This is a genomic window from Micromonospora sp. CPCC 205539 (assembly GCF_036906815.1).
Lineage (GTDB): Bacteria > Actinomycetota > Actinomycetes > Mycobacteriales > Micromonosporaceae > Micromonospora.
Genome location: NZ_JBAKHW010000019.1, coordinates 24,173 through 39,689, shown reverse-complemented (window position 1 = coordinate 39,689; position 15,517 = coordinate 24,173). Strand labels below are relative to the sequence as shown.

At 73.3% G+C, this 15,517-nt stretch carries 17 protein-coding genes; 6 read left to right on the top strand and 11 right to left on the bottom strand.

Annotated elements, in window-relative coordinates; all coding sequences use genetic code 11:
• Nucleotides 1-6: 6 nt before the first annotated feature.
• Nucleotides 7-156, bottom strand: a complete 150-nt coding sequence (locus tag V6V47_RS18210) for a hypothetical protein (RefSeq protein WP_334629460.1) — start codon at nucleotides 154-156, stop codon at nucleotides 7-9.
• 168 nt (nucleotides 157-324) lie between these two features.
• Between V6V47_RS18210 and V6V47_RS18205 the strand changes: the two genes are divergently transcribed.
• Together V6V47_RS18205 and V6V47_RS18200 are read left to right on the top strand one after the other, a co-directional pair.
• Nucleotides 325-1,227, top strand: coding sequence for an aminoglycoside phosphotransferase family protein (locus V6V47_RS18205; RefSeq protein ID WP_334629568.1), 903 nt, complete (start codon nucleotides 325-327; stop codon nucleotides 1,225-1,227).
• A 22-nt stretch (nucleotides 1,228-1,249) separates the two neighbouring features.
• Nucleotides 1,250-2,107: an arginase family protein gene (locus V6V47_RS18200; protein WP_334629459.1), complete on the top strand. Its 858-nt coding sequence runs from the start codon at nucleotides 1,250-1,252 to the stop codon at nucleotides 2,105-2,107.
• Nucleotides 2,108-2,119: 12 nt separating this feature from the next.
• Here V6V47_RS18200 and V6V47_RS18195 read toward each other — a convergent pair whose 3' ends face one another.
• From V6V47_RS18195 to V6V47_RS18170, 6 genes are all read right to left on the bottom strand, one after another.
• Nucleotides 2,120-3,118, bottom strand: coding sequence for an SDR family NAD(P)-dependent oxidoreductase (locus V6V47_RS18195; protein ID WP_334629458.1), 999 nt, complete (start codon nucleotides 3,116-3,118; stop codon nucleotides 2,120-2,122).
• Nucleotides 3,119-3,172: 54 nt separating this feature from the next.
• Entirely contained in the window at nucleotides 3,173-4,462 is a 1,290-nt protein-coding gene (locus V6V47_RS18190) for a glycosyltransferase (RefSeq protein ID WP_334629456.1), read from the bottom strand.
• A complete protein-coding gene (locus tag V6V47_RS18185) occupies nucleotides 4,459-6,786 on the bottom strand; it encodes an ArnT family glycosyltransferase (protein ID WP_334629455.1) in 2,328 nt (775 codons plus the stop codon). The genes V6V47_RS18190 and V6V47_RS18185 overlap by 4 nt, the downstream gene beginning before the upstream one ends.
• Before the next feature lie 44 nt (nucleotides 6,787-6,830).
• Nucleotides 6,831-8,285 carry a sensor histidine kinase gene (locus tag V6V47_RS18180; protein ID WP_334629567.1) on the bottom strand — a complete coding sequence of 485 codons (1,455 nt, stop codon included), beginning with the start codon at nucleotides 8,283-8,285 and terminating at the stop codon, nucleotides 6,831-6,833.
• Between the two features lie 49 nt (nucleotides 8,286-8,334).
• Nucleotides 8,335-9,075, bottom strand: coding sequence for a response regulator transcription factor (locus V6V47_RS18175; protein WP_442934259.1), 741 nt, complete (start codon nucleotides 9,073-9,075; stop codon nucleotides 8,335-8,337).
• 110 nt (nucleotides 9,076-9,185) lie between these two features.
• Nucleotides 9,186-9,416: a hypothetical protein gene (locus V6V47_RS18170; RefSeq protein ID WP_334629452.1), complete on the bottom strand. Its 231-nt coding sequence runs from the start codon at nucleotides 9,414-9,416 to the stop codon at nucleotides 9,186-9,188.
• A gap of 179 nt (nucleotides 9,417-9,595) precedes the next feature.
• Here V6V47_RS18170 and V6V47_RS18165 point away from each other — a divergent pair, with 179 nt between their 5' ends.
• The 3 genes from V6V47_RS18165 to V6V47_RS18155 all read left to right on the top strand — a co-directional run bounded on the left by V6V47_RS18165 (nucleotide 9,596) and on the right by V6V47_RS18155 (nucleotide 12,144).
• On the top strand, nucleotides 9,596-10,543 hold the full coding sequence (locus tag V6V47_RS18165; RefSeq protein WP_334629451.1) for a serine/threonine-protein kinase: 948 nt from the start codon (nucleotides 9,596-9,598) through the stop codon (nucleotides 10,541-10,543).
• Nucleotides 10,544-10,611: 68 nt separating this feature from the next.
• Nucleotides 10,612-11,037 carry an OsmC family protein gene (locus tag V6V47_RS18160; RefSeq protein WP_334629450.1) on the top strand — a complete coding sequence of 142 codons (426 nt, stop codon included), beginning with the start codon at nucleotides 10,612-10,614 and terminating at the stop codon, nucleotides 11,035-11,037.
• A gap of 264 nt (nucleotides 11,038-11,301) precedes the next feature.
• Entirely contained in the window at nucleotides 11,302-12,144 is an 843-nt protein-coding gene (locus V6V47_RS18155; RefSeq protein ID WP_334629449.1) for a hypothetical protein, read from the top strand.
• 55 nt (nucleotides 12,145-12,199) lie between these two features.
• Here the strand turns inward: V6V47_RS18155 and V6V47_RS18150 are convergent, their stop codons facing one another.
• From V6V47_RS18150 to V6V47_RS18135, 4 genes are all read right to left on the bottom strand, one after another.
• Nucleotides 12,200-12,742, bottom strand: a complete 543-nt coding sequence (locus V6V47_RS18150; protein ID WP_334629448.1) for an ATPase — start codon at nucleotides 12,740-12,742, stop codon at nucleotides 12,200-12,202.
• 262 nt (nucleotides 12,743-13,004) lie between these two features.
• Nucleotides 13,005-13,451 carry a response regulator gene (locus V6V47_RS18145; RefSeq protein WP_334629447.1) on the bottom strand — a complete coding sequence of 149 codons (447 nt, stop codon included), beginning with the start codon at nucleotides 13,449-13,451 and terminating at the stop codon, nucleotides 13,005-13,007.
• A 70-nt stretch (nucleotides 13,452-13,521) separates the two neighbouring features.
• Nucleotides 13,522-13,869: an STAS domain-containing protein gene (locus V6V47_RS18140; protein ID WP_334629446.1), complete on the bottom strand. Its 348-nt coding sequence runs from the start codon at nucleotides 13,867-13,869 to the stop codon at nucleotides 13,522-13,524.
• A gap of 149 nt (nucleotides 13,870-14,018) precedes the next feature.
• Complete coding sequence (locus V6V47_RS18135; RefSeq protein WP_334629445.1) at nucleotides 14,019-14,333, bottom strand: hypothetical protein; 315 nt, start codon at nucleotides 14,331-14,333, stop codon at nucleotides 14,019-14,021.
• A gap of 201 nt (nucleotides 14,334-14,534) precedes the next feature.
• Here V6V47_RS18135 and V6V47_RS18130 point away from each other — a divergent pair, with 201 nt between their 5' ends.
• Entirely contained in the window at nucleotides 14,535-15,512 is a 978-nt protein-coding gene (locus V6V47_RS18130; protein ID WP_334629444.1) for a DUF2267 domain-containing protein, read from the top strand.
• The last annotated feature ends 5 nt before the right edge of the window (nucleotides 15,513-15,517 follow it).

Sequence of the window (15,517 nt, the reverse complement as noted above, 5' to 3'; positions counted from 1 at the left end):
ACCAGCTCACGGTTGGTCGGTGGGCTGGCGGCGGAACCGGTCGACCAGACGCCGCCAGTAGAGCTTGGCGGCGACCGCGACGCCGGCCACCCCGCCGACGACCGCCTGCACGATCAGGCTGCCGGATCCCGCGTCCAGATAGGCCAGATGGGTCACTGATCGCTCCTTCCCCTCGCCGGTCTCCACACCGGCGTCCCGGGCACGTAGCGATGAGGCTTTTGACCCAGAAAGCCGGACTTGTCCCACCGTACGCGCCGGCTGCGAAGCGCTGTCAGAAATCACTGTCTTTCCCGGTCGTACGACGGAAAGATCTCCGCCGTGACGATGCATGAGGGTGAGATCCCGGTCGACGAGGCGGTTCTCCGCGCGCTGTTGCGGGCGCAGTGCCCGCAGTGGGCCGACCTGCCCTTGTCGTTGGCGGGAGGGGGCACCGACAACACCATGCACCGGCTCGGTGACGACCTGCTCCTGCGACTGCCGCGCACGGCCGACAAGGTGCGGTCCCTGCGCAAGGAGCAGGAGTGGCTGCCCCGGCTGGCACCGCTGCTCACCCGCGCGATCCCGGAACCCGTGCACGCCGGCACGCCCATTGCCGAGTTTCCACTCCCCTGGTCGGTCTACCGCTGGATCGACGGGCAGGAACCCCACTCGGACACGGTCCAGGACTGGGCCGCCTTCGGGGTCGACCTGGCCGCGTTCGTCCGGGAGCTGCACGCGGTCGACCTGATGGGTGCGACCCGCACGGGCGCGCTCAGTTGGTACCGCGGCGGCCCCCTCCAGCCGGCCGACGAGTGGGTCATCCCGTACCTCGAGGACTGTCGGGCCGCCGGGGACGAGGGGATCGACTTCGACGCCCTGGAGCGGCTGTGGCGCGCGGCGCTCGCCCTGCCGGAGCCCTCCGGGCCGCAGGTCTGGCTGCACGGCGACCTGCGGCCCACCAACGTCCTGGTGCAGGGCGGCAAGCTGCACGCGGTCATCGACTTCGGCGGTCTCTCAGTCGGGTTCCCGGACGCCGAGCACGCCCCGGTCTGGGACCTGCCGGCGCAGGCGCGACAGGCCTACTGGGACGCGCTGAGCCTCGACGACCTGACCTGGGAGCGAGCCCGCGCCTGGGCCGTCATGGTGGGCCTCGCCGGCCTCTCGTACTACCGGCACACGTACCCCGCCTTCGTCGCCCAGTGCCGCGCACGCCTGGAGGCGATCCTCGCGGACGCCGCGACTCGCTGACCTGCGCCGGTACGCTGCGGACGTGGGCTGGGTCGTGGTCGACGTACCGCTGGACTCCTCCGGGGCCGGGCGCGGCGAGGAACGGGCGCCGGCTGCCCTGCGCCGCGCGGGCCTGGTGGATGCCCTGGCCGCTCACGACGGCGGCGTGGTGGACGAGGCGCGGCTGCGCGACCCCGTCCGGGACGCGGCGAGCGGCCTGATCGGCGCCGCTGGCCTGCGCCGGGCCGGAGCCGCCGTCACCGACCGGATCGCGGCCCTGCTCGGCGGTGAGCGGCGGCCGATGGTGCTCGGCGGCGACTGCGCGATCCTGCCCGGCATCTGCCGGTCGTTGCCCCCGACGACGGAGCTGTGGTTCGTCGACGCCCACCCGGATTTCCTCGACGGCGCGACCTCCCCGACCGGTGAGGCCGCCGACATGGATCTGTCGGTGGTCACGGGGCACGGCCCGGCCGCCGCCATCGGGCAGGACGGCGCGCTCCTCGACCCCGGCCGGGTGCACCTGCTCGGGCACCGACCGTCGGCCGACGAGAGCGGTCGGGTCGAGGTGGCCCGGATCGACCCGGCGATCCGGCAACTACCCGCCGCGGAGCTGCTGCGTCGGGGCGCCGGGACGGTCGGGATGACCCTGGCCGCCGGTGGGGACGGACCGGCCTGGCTGCACCTCGACCTGGACGCCGTGGACCCGCGCGACCTGCCGGCGGTGAGCTATCCCGAGCCGGACGGGCTGCGCTGGCCGGACCTCATCGCGCTGGTCACGCCGCTGGCCCGCGCCGACCGGCTGCTCGGCATGAGCGTCACCGACCTGAACGCCGACGAGGACCCCGACGGGCGCCACGCGCGGCGCGTCGTCGAGGTCCTCGCGGAGGTGCTGGGCGCCTGACCGGCCCTGGCTCTACAGGAAGCGCACGCCGGTCAGCTTCTCGCTGAGCTCCCACAGGCGCTCGGCCTCGTGGGCGTCGACCGCGTACGGCAGAACGCCGTCGAGGTCGTTGAAGTCACCGAGGTCCGCGGTGTCGGCAGCGGCGGGCTGCACGATCTCGGCGATGTCGCAGTTCTCGCAGTACACGCCGCCCAGGCCGGCGAGCTGCGGGCTCGTCGCGCACCACACCGGCGTCGCCGCACCCTGCTCGGGTGTCTTGAGCTGCTTGGTCGGGTCGAGGATCGGGCTTCCATCGGGGTTGACCATGCCGGCGGCGGCGAGCTGCTCGGTCGTCAGATACTGCTTCAACCCCGTCGCGACGATGCTGCCCGGGTGGGCGGCGAACGCGCGCACCCCGTACGCCTGTCCTCGCCGGTCCAGCTCCACCGCGAACAGCGACATCGCGGTCTTGGACTGCCCGTAGCCCGACCACGGGTCGTACTCGCGGTGCTCGAAGTTCGGGTCGTCGAACCTGACGGGTGAGTGGCGGTGCCCGAGAGAGGTGAGGCTGACGACGCGTGCGCCCTCGGCGGCCCGCAACGCCGGCCACAGCCGGGCCGCGAGCTGGAAGTGCCCGAGGTAGTTGATCGAAAGCTGCAGTTCGTTGCCGCGCGAGTCCCGGCCGAGCGGTGCGGCCATGATCCCGGCGGACTCCACCAGGATGTGCGCGGCCCGGCCGGAGGCGACGAACTCCTCGGCCACCGTGTCGATCGACGACGGGTCGCTGAGGTCCATCGTCGCGTACTCGGCGGACACGCCGGCCAACACGGTCCGGGCGTTGGCGGTGTCGCGGTCGAGGACCACGACATGGGCGCCCGCCGACCCCAGTGCCAGCGCCGTCTGCAACCCCAACCCGGAGTTGGCGCCCGTCACGATCGCCACCTTGCCGGTCAGGTCGGCCGACGCCAGGACGTCCTTCGTGGTGGAGGTCGCGTCGAAGCCCGAGCCGATGGGACGTTGAGCTGTTGTCATCGTGCGCTCCTCGCAATGGTCGGATGTGGCAGGCCCGGTGTTCACGCTGGCGCGTCAGGCGGTGCCGTCGCCCCAGGGAGACACCCTGGCGCTGACCCTGGCGTCATCCGCTTCCTGGTCCCTCCGGTGGTGCATGCCGAGGCGCAGCAGCACGAAGCGCAGCACGGTGGCGGCCAGGTTGGCGGCCACCAGCACGGTCAGCTCCACTGGCCGGGTCGGTTCGGCGTCGACGACATGCAGCACGGCCAGCGAGCCACTGGTCAGCGCCAACCCGAGCGCGAAGGCGAGCAACCCCTGCGCGTGGTGCCGGCCGGCGTGCCGACGACCCGTGATGCCGAACGTCAGCCGCCGGTTCGCGGCCGTGTTGGCCACCGCGGTCACCAGCAACGCCAGCAGGTTCGCCGGTTGCGCGCCGAGCACGCCCCGGGTGGCCACGAAGAGCAGGAGGTACGCCAGCGTGCTGGCCACCCCGACCGCCGCGAACCGGATCAGCTGCCGGGGCAGCCCGACCGGCACCTGCGCCGGTGGCGCGGTCAGCGGGGCGCGGCCCACCTGCGCGCGCAGCTCGGTCAGGGGCAGAGCGCCGGTCAGCAGCGCCCGGCCCACCCGGGCCATCCCGCGCAGGTCGGCCAGCGCGGTGGCCACGATGTCGACGCGGCTGTCCGGGTCGTCGACCCAGTCCACCGGCACCTCGTGGATGCGCAGCCCGGCGCGCTGGGCGAGCACCAGCAGCTCGGTGTCGAAGAACCAGCCGGTGTCCTGCACCAACGGCAGCAGCCCAGCTGCCACCTCCGCCCGGATCGCTTTGAACCCGCACTGCGCGTCGGAGAACCGCGCCGCCAGCGCGCCGCGCAGCAGCAGATTGTAGGCCCGCGAGATGACCTCTCGCTTCGCCCCGCGCACCACCCGGGAGGTGCGGGCCAGTCGGGTGCCGATCGCCAGGTCGGAGTGCCCGGAGATGAGCGGCGCTACCAGCGGCAGCAGCGCCGCCAGGTCGGTGGAGAGGTCCACGTCCATGTACGCCAGCACCGGCGCGGACGACGCGGACCAGGCCGCCCGCAGCGCCCGTCCCCGCCCCTTGTCGTCCAGGTGCAGCACGTCGACGCCGGGCAGCTCACGGGCGAGGCCGTCGGCCACCTTCAGGGTGTCGTCCACGCTGGCGTTGTCCGCGATGGTGATCTGGAACGGGTACGGGAAGTGTTCGCTGAGGTGCGCGTGCAACCGCCGTACGCACGGCCCCAGATCGGTCTCCTCGTTGTGGACCGGGATCACGACGTCCAGCACCGCGCCGGGAATGGTGGGGCGTGACTGGGCGGCTGCCCGAGGTCCGCCGAGCGGGCTCACGACGCGACCCGGCCGGTGCTCAGGTCGTAGACGGTGACCCCGTCCACGGTCTGCGCCTCGAAGGTCTCCGCGACCCAGGCGGCGATCTCCTGCGAGGCGGAGCTGCCACCGTTGGCGCGGAAGCCACCGCCACCCACGAAGTAGTGGATCTCCCCGTCGGCGACGTGCCGCTGGAACTGCGCGAGGGTCGGCGACGGGTCGCTGCCGTTGAACCCGCCGATCGGCATCACCGGCTCGCCGGTGGCCAGTTGGTAGCCGGAGGCGTTGTTGGATCCGACCGTCGCCGCCACCCAGGTGTAGGAGGCGCTGTCCCGCTCCAGCAGCTCCCGCAGCGCGGCGCTGGGCTCACGGGCGTCGAGCAGCCCGCCCATCCCGCCGCCGCCCGTACGACCCCGCCCGCCGCCGTCCTGGCCGCCGTCCGGGAAGCCCGGCACGCCGTTCTGCCCGCCGCCGGGGAAGCCGCCGTTCAGGCCACCCGGGAAACCGGGAGCGCCGCTCTGTCCGCCCTCAGGGAAGCCCGGAGCGCCGTTCTGGCCGCCGCCGGGTAAGCCCGGAGCGCCGCCGGGGAAGCCCTGGGCCTGGCCGCCGTTGCGGCCGCCGCCGGGGAACCCCGGAGCGCCACCCGGTCGACCGCCGGGAAAGCCGCCTCGACCGCCCTCCACGAACGGGCCGGCGCTCGGGATGGACCCGGTGTGCGGGGTCGACGCGGTCTGGGCCGCGTACGCCGCCGGACCGGCCAACGCCGCCGCCGCACCCAGGCCCAGCACCACCGGCACCACTTGGCGCGACAGCCGGCCGACCAGCAGGATCAGTGCCGCACCGACCAGGCCGGCGATCAGCACGGTGGGCCGCAGCCACGGGGACCAGTTTGGGCTGCGCCCGAGCAGCACCCACGCCCACCAGACGGTCACCGCCAACGTGCCCGCGAGCGTCACCGTGGCGGCCATCGGACGCCACCGCTGCCAGCGCCTACCAGCCGCCGGAGCATCGCTCGTCGTGGTCGGCTGCGCGGCGGCCGGAGCACCGCCCGACGCCGCCGGACGGCCGACAGCGGCGCCATCCGCCAACGGGCCGTCGCCCGGCACCGGGCGGCGCTGGCGCCAGAGCATTGTCACGCCGATGCCGACGAGCGCGCCGATCGCCGGGGCCAGTGCCACGGTGTAGTAGGCGTGGAAGATCCCGGACATGAAGCTGAAGATCAGGCCGGTGACGAGCAGCCAGCCGCCCCAGAGGAGCAGCCCGGCGCGGGTGCGGTCGGTACGGGTGGCCCGACCGGCGAACAGCAGGCCGGCGACCAGCAGGATCAGCGCGGCCGGCAGCAGCCAGGAGATCTGACCGCCGACCTCGCCGTCGAACATCCGCAGCAGGCCGGTCTGCCCCGAGAACGGGCCACCACCGCCGCCCATCCGTGCGCCGCCACCGCCGACGCTGCCCACCTCGTCGCCGGTGATCCGGCCGAGGCCGTTGTAGCCGAGGGTGAGCTCCAGGATGCTGTTCTCCTGTGATCCGCCGATGTACGGGCGGGCGCTGGCCGGGACCAACTCGACGATCGCCACCCACCAACCTGCGGCGACCACCACCGCCAAGCCGGCCAGCAGCACCTGTCGAACCCGCCGCCACAGCCCGGTCGGCGCGGCCAGCAGGTAGACACCGGCGAAGACCGGCACCACCAGGAACGCCTGGAGCATCTTGGTCAGGAAGCCGAAGCCGACCAGTACGCCGGCCAGCACGATCCACCGGGTGCTGGCCGACTCGATCGCCCGGACGGTCGCGTACGCCCCGCCGACCAGCAGCAGGATGAGCAGCGCGTCGGGGTTGTTGAACCGGAACATCAGCGTCGCCACCGGGGTGACCGCGAGTACCGCGCCGGCGATCAGGCCGGCTGCCGGGCCGTACCAGCGCTTCACGGTGGCGTAGAGCAGGCCGACCGAGGCGACTCCGCAGAGCGCCTGCGGGACCAGCATGGCCCAGCTGTTCAGCCCGAAGACCCGTACCGACAGGGCCATCAGCCACAGCGAGGCCGGGGTCTTGTCCACGGTGATCGAGTTGGCCGCGTCCGACGAGCCGTAGAAGAACGCCTTCCAGCTCACCGAGCCGGCCTGCGCGGCCGCCGAGTAGAACGAGTTGGCCCAGCCGGAGGCGCCCAGGCTCCAGAGGTAGAGCAGGCCGGTGCCGAGCAGCAGGGCCGCCAGCGCGGGCAGCGTCCAGGCCGGGGAGCGGCGCGATGCGGGCGGCGGGTGCTCGTCCTCGGGGCGCGTGGTCTGCGGTGGCAGCGCCGCGTCGGGCTCGGCTGGTGCGGGCGGCAGTGCCTCTGTGGTGTCCATGTGGTCAGCCTCTTCGGCTGGCCTGGCCCGTCGCCGTGCGCCGACTATGCGTCAGCTGTGGGATCGGGCAGCCGTACGGTGAAAGCGGTCCGCCCCGGCTGGCTGTCCACCGTGACCGTGCCGTGGTGAGCCTCCACCACCGCCGCCACGATCGCCAGGCCGAGGCCGGTGCTGCCGTGCGCGCGGGACCGGGAGCTGTCGCCGCGGGCGAACCGTTCGAACAGCTCCGGTTGCAGCTCCGCCGGCACGCCGGGGCCATTGTCGGCGACGGTGAGCACGGCAGCGGTCGCCTCGACGGTCAGCATGGTGGTGACGGCCGTGCCGGGCGGAGTGTGCACGCGGGCGTTGGCCAGCAGGTTCGCCACCACCTGGTGCAGTCGGGCGGCGTCACCGGGGATCCGGATCTGCACCTCGGGCAGGTCGAGCTGCCAGCGGTGCTCGGGGCCGGCCACGTGCGCGTCGCTGACCGCGTCCACCACCAGGGCGGACAGGTCGACCGGTTCGAGGGCGAGTGGGCGTCCGGAGTCCAGCCGGGCGAGCAGCAGCAGGTCGTCGACGAGGCTGGTCATCCGGGTGCTCTCCGACTCCACCCGACGCAGTGCGTGCGCCACGTCGGCGGGGACCTCGTCGCGGCCGCGCCGGGCCACCTCGGCGTACCCGCGGATGGCGGCCAGCGGCGTCCGCAGTTCGTGGCTGGCGTCGGCGACGAACTGGCGTACCCGCGTCTCGCTGGCCTGCCGGGCGGCGAGCGCGTCGGCGACGTGGCCGAGCATCCGGTTGAGCGCCGCGCCGACCTGGCCGACCTCGGTACGCGGATCGGTGTCGGCGGCCGGGACGCGGACGGCGAGCGCCACCTCGCCCCGGTCCAGCGGCAGCTCGGTGACCCGGGTCGCGGTGGCGGCCACCCGGTTCAGCGGGCGCAGCGTGGCCCGGACGATCAGCGCGCCGGCAGCGCCGGCGATGAGCAGTCCGACGGCGGCCACCCCGGCCTGCGCGGCGACCAACGCCCAGACGGTCTCCTGCACACCGGCAAGCGGCAGTGCGACGACCCGTACCGTGCCGTCCCGGAACTGCTGGCGGGCGACGGCCCGGTAGTCGCCGCGTGCGCCGAGGTCGACGGTGCGTGGCGTGGCGTCGACCGGCAGGTCGGCCAGCGCGGCGACCTCGGCGGCCGGGACGGCCTCCTCGTCGGGGAAGCGGTCCTTGCTGGACGGGCTGCGGGTCAGGGTCGACGCAGCCGTCACGCGACCGTCGGTGATGTCGGCGACCACCGTGCCGGGCGGTGAGCCGGGCGGGATGCCCGGGCGGGCGGCCGGGTAGGCCGGCCGGCCGGGGCGATCACCCCAGGGCGTCGAGGCGGGAGCCAGTTGGGCGTCGAGCCGGTCGATCAGGAAGTGCCGCAGCGCCACCGTGGTGAGCCCGCCGATGGCGATGCTGACCAGCGCCAGCAGCGCGACGAGGGCGAGCACCAGACGGGTACGCAGCGACCGGCCGGCCAGCCAGCGGCGGGCCCTCTGGCCAGGCCGGCGACGCGGTCGGTCGGCGGGGTCACTCGGCGGGCTTGAGGACATACCCGGCGCCGCGCAACGTGTGGATCATCGGCGCCCGGCCGGCGTCGATCTTCTTGCGCAGGTACGAGATGTAGAGCTCCACCACGTTGGCCTGGCCACCGAAGTCGTAGTTCCAGACCCGGTCGAGGATCTGCGCCTTGCTGAGCACCCGACGCGGGTTGCGCATGAGGTAGCGCAGCAGCTCGAACTCGGTCGCGGTGAGCGTGACCAGCTGGCCGTCGCGGCGTACCTCGTGGCTGTCCTCGTCGAGGCTGAGGTCGCCGACGGTCAGCACGGCGTCCTCCCGGGCGGCGATCGCGAAGCCGGACCGGCGCAGCAGCGCGCGCAGCCGGGCGATGACCTCCTCCAGGCTGAACGGCTTGGTGACGTAGTCGTCGCCGCCGACGGTCAGCCCGGCGATGCGCTCCTCGACCGCGTCGCGGGCGGTCAGGAAGAGCACCGGCACGGTCGGGGCGTGCTCGCGTAGCCGGCGTAGCACCTGGAAGCCGTCCAGGTCGGGCAGCATCACGTCGAGGATCACGGCGTCCGGCTGGAACTGTCGCGCGGTGTTCAGCGCCGCCACGCCGTTGCCGGCGCTGCGGACCTGCCAGCCCTCGTAGCGCAGCGCCATCGACAGCAGGTCGGTGAGCGTCGGTTCGTCGTCGACCACCAGCACCCGGACGGGTTCGCCGTCCGGTCGGCGCAGCTCGATCCGGCCCGGCGCGACCTGCCTGTCCATGACCATGTCCCCCATCGTGGCCGCGGCGCCTGTGCCGGGCCTCGGCGGCACCTGTGTGCCAGCTGTGCGGCCGGGTCGCGAGCGCACCGCCGGTCAGCTCCGCCCCGGGGTCACTCGGACATCCCGAGCGGGTCGGTGCGGACGAACCGCATGCTCCAGCCGCCCGCGTCGTCGGGCTGGTCGCGTTCGTAGAGGTGGTCGGGGCCGGCCTGCACCGGCCCGGTCCCGTCCGGGTGCCGCATGATCCAGCGCGGGGGCGGGGCGCCGTCGGGCCCGGCCGGCAGCGGCCGAACCAGGCCGTTGGCGGGCCCGCCGACGAAGCGTACGGTGACCTCGCTCATCGCGGCGTCTCCCAGGGTGACCGTGCCGGCACGTCCGGTGACACCGGCCCTGGCTCGCAAGTTACCGCACCGACCACCGCCCCCGCAGCGGCGTGCCCGGCCCCGGTTTGCCCTGTTCCGAGCCCGGGTACCGCGATCGGAACCACCTGCGGTGGTCGGACGAGGACGAGGAGCGGTCGATGCGTGCGCTGGACGGGCGGTACCAGCTCGAACAGCGCGTCGGCGTGGGCGGGATGTCCGAGGTGTGGCGAGCCCACGACCGGGTGCTGGACCGGCCGGTCGCGGTGAAGCTGATCTCGCCGGGCCCGGAGGGCCACCACGGCACGGTGGAGCGGATCCGCGCCGAGGCCCGCTCGGCGGCCTGCCTGGTGCACCCGAACGTGGCGAGCGTGCACGACTTCGGCACGTCCGCGACGCTGCCCGGTCACCTGGCGCCCTACATCGTCATGGAGCTGGTCGAGGGTGAGACGCTCGCCGCGCACCTGCGGGCCGGGCCGCTGGACTGGCGGATCGCGGTCCGGGTGTGCGCGGAGGTGTGTGCGGCGCTGGCCGCCGCGCACGCGCACGGCATCGTGCACCGCGACGTCAAGCCGGCCAACGTCATGCTCACCCCCGTCGGGGTGAAGGTGCTCGACTTCGGCATCGCCACCTCGACCGGCACGACGGATCCGCTGCCCGACGGGTTGTTGATGGGCACGCCGGCGTACCTGGCGCCGGAGCAGCTGGAGGGGGCGCCGGCCACCCCGGCGGCGGATCTGTACGCCCTCGGTGTGCTGCTCTACTACTGCCTCAGCGGGCGGCTGCCGTACCGGGCGGCCACCGCCAGCGAACTGCTGGGTGTCCGACGTCGCCGACCACCGGACCCACTGCCCGAGATCGACGGGCTCCCGCCGGAGGTCGCCGAGCTGTGCCGCTCCTGCCTGGCCGAGGACCCGGCGCAACGCCCCACCAGCCTGGTCGCCGCGCTCCTGCTGGCCGAGGCCGTGGACGCCCGGGTCTACGTGCCGATGGGGGTGCCGACGCCCCGCGAACCGGCCGCGACGTCGCCGTGGACCGCGCAGGCCGCCGCGGAGGCGACCGAAGCGGTGCCGGTGGCCGACCGGCCGGAGGGGTTCGACGGGCGCTGACCGTACGTCCGGTGGCGTTTCGCTGGGCGACGGCCGGGTAGCCCCCGGTGAGCGACAGGAGGAACGCGATGCCGGATCCGAGTTCCTGGCTGCATGAGGCCACCGCGACCGCCGAGGGCGGCCACGTACGCACCGACGATGGCGGGCTCTCCACCGCCCTGGCGTCCCCGCTGGCGGCGCACTGCACCGGGCTACGGCCGGAGCAGTTGCTGGCGGCGGCGTTCGCGTCCTGCCTGCACCACGCGGCGGTGGAAGCGGCTGGGGAGATCACCAATGAGGCGCACACGGTCCAGGTGCGGGCGGAGGCGAAGTTGGGGCGCGACGACGAGGGCCTGTACCGGGCCGACGTGCACGCCTCGATCTCGTCCGCCGGTCTGAGCCGAGAGCAACTGGCCGACCTGGTCGAGTACGCGGACCGACTGTGGCCGTTCTCCAGCGGAGACAACAGCCGACACCGGCTGACCGTCACCCCGGCGGAGAACGGCCGACACTGAACCGTCGGCCACCGCTCCACCGTTCGGCGGATCCCGCATAGACCGAATGGTGGAGTCTCGATGGGTGGCTGGAGACGGGCGTGGAGGCCGATGCCGCGCCCGTCTCCGCCGGGCATATCGGGAATAACCGTCTGGCCCGATGGGCGAGGTTGAGCCCGGGCGCTGACCCTTCGTCCCTTACGGGCTCGAAGATCCGGGCAAATTGTGGCGCATGCCACGGACCGGGCCTATCGCACGAGACGGCTTCACCTCTAGCCTCGGCGGGTGCCTGCCGACGACGCCTCCAACCAGAAGCTGACCGACGCGCGCCCCGCCACCCGTACGGGCGACACCGCATCAACCGAACGGCCCATTGGTCGTCACCGGGCTTTCGAGACGCCCCGCCGCGCCCTGCGCGGCTCGACCCCACTCCGGGTGGCCCTGGCCACCGGCCTCACCTGCTGCCTCGGCCTCGTCGCGGTCGCCAGCGCCGCGGAGGGCGAGCAGACGGACCGCACCGAGGAGCCGCTGGCTCAGGCAGTGGCCGACCGCGCCGCGAGGGCCGACGAGCCCGCTTCCCGGTCGCTGGAGCGGGACGTCTACCCGCGGCGGGTCATCCCCACGCCGACGGCGAAGCCGACCCCCAAGGTCGTGCGCAAGGCGCCCAAGAAGCCGACCAAGCCCCGCCGCCCCCGGCCGGTCGCCGGTCTCGACCAGCTCCAGATGGACAACGCGAAGATCATCGTTGACGTCGGCCGGGAGCTGAAGATGCCGCGCCGCGCCCTCGTGGTGGCGCTGGCCACCGCCATGCAGGAGAGCAACCTCTACAACCTGGCCAGCGACGTGCTGCCGGAGTCGCTGGACTACCCGCACCAGGGCAGCGGCTACGACCACGACTCGCTCGGGCTGTTCCAGCAGCGACCGAGCAGCGGTTGGGGCACCGTGGCCGAGCTGATGCGCCCGTCGTACGCCGCCCGGGCCTTCTACGAGGCGCTCAACGAGATCATCGGCTGGCAGGACATGAGTGTCACCGCCGCCGCCCAGGCCGTGCAGATCTCCGCCTACCCCGACGCGTACGCCCAGCACGAGGACCGGGCCGCCACCGTAGCGGCGGCGCTCACCGCCTGAGCGCCCTCACCGGCCACGCCGGGCGTCAGTGGCTCCGCACGCCGTCCCAGGCGTGTCAGTGGCTCCGCGCGCCGTCCCAGCCGGAGGGCGGCCCGGCCTCGGCATCCCGACCGCCCGCCGCCACCCGGGTCGCCGGTACACCCGTGCCGGCCGCCGCGGTCGGGGTGTCGGCGGGCACCGGTTCCACGGTCACGTCGGCGAGGAGTTCGTCCACCCAGGCCTCGCGCCGCCGCCGGGCGTACAGCGCCGCCTCGAAGTCGCGACGCGCCTGCACGGCGTCCGCGTACGCCCGCTCGCGCACCTGCCGGGCCTCCTCGCGAGCCTCGTCCAGCGTGACCCGGGCCTGGGCCAGGATGTCGGCCGCGTCCCGCCGCGCCGCGTCGCCCGCGTACCGGGTCACCGCGACGTCGCCCAGGTCCAGCCGCTCCAGCAGCCCGCTGAGCCAGGTCGCCTCCTGCCGGATCTCGTCCCACTCTCGACCCGCCGCGGCGGCACCCTCCGCCCGCGCCGCGAGCCGGGACAGTCGGATGCCCAGCTCATCCAGGCAGGAATCAACCTGCCGCTGGTCGTAACCGGACCCCACGACGGAGAACCTCATAGGTGTCGCCCCCCAGGCAGCTGATGTTTCTGTCCCCACCTGGGATCCTCGACCGCGCGGCGACCGGCCGAGGAGATTCCGAAAAAATGTTCAGTATCCGCGCGGATGGCCGGCCAGTGACGCATCGAGCGAGCCCCTGATCCGAATCGCCCAAGATCCGCACAACTTCACGGAAACTGCTGCCTCCGAAGCGTCGGAGGCAGCAACATCAGGGAAGTTGTGCGGATCTTGGCGCGCGGCAGCGCGCCGCGCGGTATCGAGGTCAGGGACGCTTGGGCAGCACGACCACCCGGCCGAAGAACTCGTCGATGCGACGCACGACGTCGTTGAAGTCGTCCAGGTCGATCGGCTTGGTGACGTACGCATTCGCCTGCAGGCTGTAGCTGCCGACGATGTCGGTGTCCGCGTTGGAGGTGGTCAGCACCACGATCGGGATCGTCCGCAGGTCCTCGTCCTGCTTGACCTCGCCGAGCACCTGCCGCCCGTCCTTCCGGGGCATGTTCAGATCCAGCAGGATGACGTCCGGCCGGCGGGCGTCGGGGTGCCGGCCCTCGGCGCGGAGGAACTCCATCGCCTCCTCGCCGTCGCTGACCACGTCGATGACCTTGTCGACGTCGGAGTCCGCCAACGCTTCCTCGATCATCAGCACGTCGCCCGGGTCATCGTCGACGACCAGGATGCGTACCGGATGCGGGCTGTCTACGCCCATCACTACCTGCTTCGGGGTCGGCGGGACGGGACCTGACGGGTCACCAACGTTGGCGGGAAAATCTAGCCCATCAGGGGGCACTGTGGGACGCCGGGTCGACGGTGTCCGCTTCGTAGCGCAGCACGTCGGCCAGGCCCGTGACCCGCAGCACCCGCTCGACCCGACCGTTGGCGCCGGTGACGCGCAACCAGCCTCCCTCAGCGGTGGCCCGGTTGTCACCCCGGACGAACACGGCCATCCCGGTCGAGTCGCAGAACGTGAGATCGGTGAGGTCGAGCAGCACCCGGAGCTCGCCGGCGTCGGCGAGCCGGTCGATCGCGGCGGTCAGATCGGGGGCGGTGCTCAGGTCCAGTTCACCGGCGAGCCGCAGGCAGGCACCACCGCCGTTGCGGCCGGCGTACCTGACGCTGAACGTCACCCTGCCCCCTCACCCAGCCAGACGTTTGCAGTGCGGCAAGTATAAGCAGGGGCGCGCCGACCGCTGTAGGGCGCGGTGCGGGCCTGACAGTCCCGCGGACGGCGGTGGCCCCCGACCCTGGGACCTGGGGTCGGGGGCCGGAGGAATGTCTAGGTTGTGGTCATCGACTGCAGTCGCGGCCCGCTCTCACGCAGCTCGACCGTCGGCGTCTGGTCGACGTCGTCGGGCGCGCCCGAATCGGGCGTGTGGTACAGATAGCGGACGAACTCCCCGCCGGCCTCGTTGTCGTCGCCTCCGGGCCACTGGCCGACGCAGTCCATGCCGATGACTTCGCGGCCCGTTCCGTCCGCCTCCTCCAGCAGCGCCCAGAGGCTCACCGGGTAGCAGCGGGTGGCCTCGGGTGTGAGCTGCCAGCGGGCGTACCAGCCCGGACGGGCGGGGACGATCTCGACGATCTGCTTCATGACGACCTTCCTTCCGCGTACCTCGGAAGAACTCTGGTCCTGACCCATCGTGCGGCCCACCCGGGTGAGCGGCACTCACCCGCGTTGGATGAAGCCTCCCGAAGCCCCACCGAGCCGCTCGAGCAGCGTCCGTTTCGGCTCCCGGGGCGGCGGGAAGGCGACGGGACGCAGCCACGGATCCCCAGCGGAAGGGGTGTCACCATGCGCAAGCAGATGGAGGGCGACAACCAGCGGCGCCGGGCGCTGGCCCGGCAGGCCCGCGAGCAGGGCCGTCAGCCCAGCGAGTTCGGCGCCAGCCTGAGCGCCTCCAAGCAGCTCACCAGCCTCGACCAGGGCAAGCGGACCGGCCCGGCGGCGGCCGGCCGGCACAAACCGGACACCACGCGCGGTGGGCCAGCCCCGCCGCCGGTCGGCACCGCCGACAATCCCCGTCCGCAACCGTCCTCGTCGAGCGGCGCGGACGGCGTGCGCACGATGGGCTACCACGATCTGGTCGACGAGGTCCGACGCCGGTCCGGGGTCGACTTCCCGACGGCCAAGGTGGGCGCCGAAGCCACCGTCCTGGTCCTGGCCTTCGCCCTGGAGGCCGCCGAGCGGCAACGACTGCTCGCGGCGGTGCCGGCGTCCTTGCACGACGTGGTGCCCGTCGACGGCATCGAACGGCACCAGGACCTGCCCGGCTTCCTCGCGGAGGTGAGCCGGATCAGTGGCCGCACCCCGGAGCAGGCCCGCTACCAGGCGGAGGCGACGCTCGCCGCGCTCGCCGACCACGACGGCGACCTGGTCGAGTCGCTGCACGTCCCCGACGGCCTGCGGGACCTGCTGAACCCGACCGCCGCCGGTGGCGGCCTCGTCGGCGCCTCCACCACCACGCCCACCCTGGACGAAGGGCAGCTGGCGGCGGCCCTGGACGACCTGCCGTACTGGGCGGGCGACAGCGAGGGCCTGTACCGCGTGGTGGCGCTGCCGCCGGACAACCTGGATCGGGTGCTCGACCGGCTCGACCGGTTGCGCGCGGAGAACGGGCGCGGCCCGAGCATCGGACGGCCGGGCGACACGGCTGCCGTGCTGACGCTACGCACCAACCAGGCCGATGGGGTGACCGCGCTCGACGTGGACCTCGCCCACACCATCGACGACGCGATCGACGAGATGGGGGCCGGGATGGCCGGCGGCTGACCCGT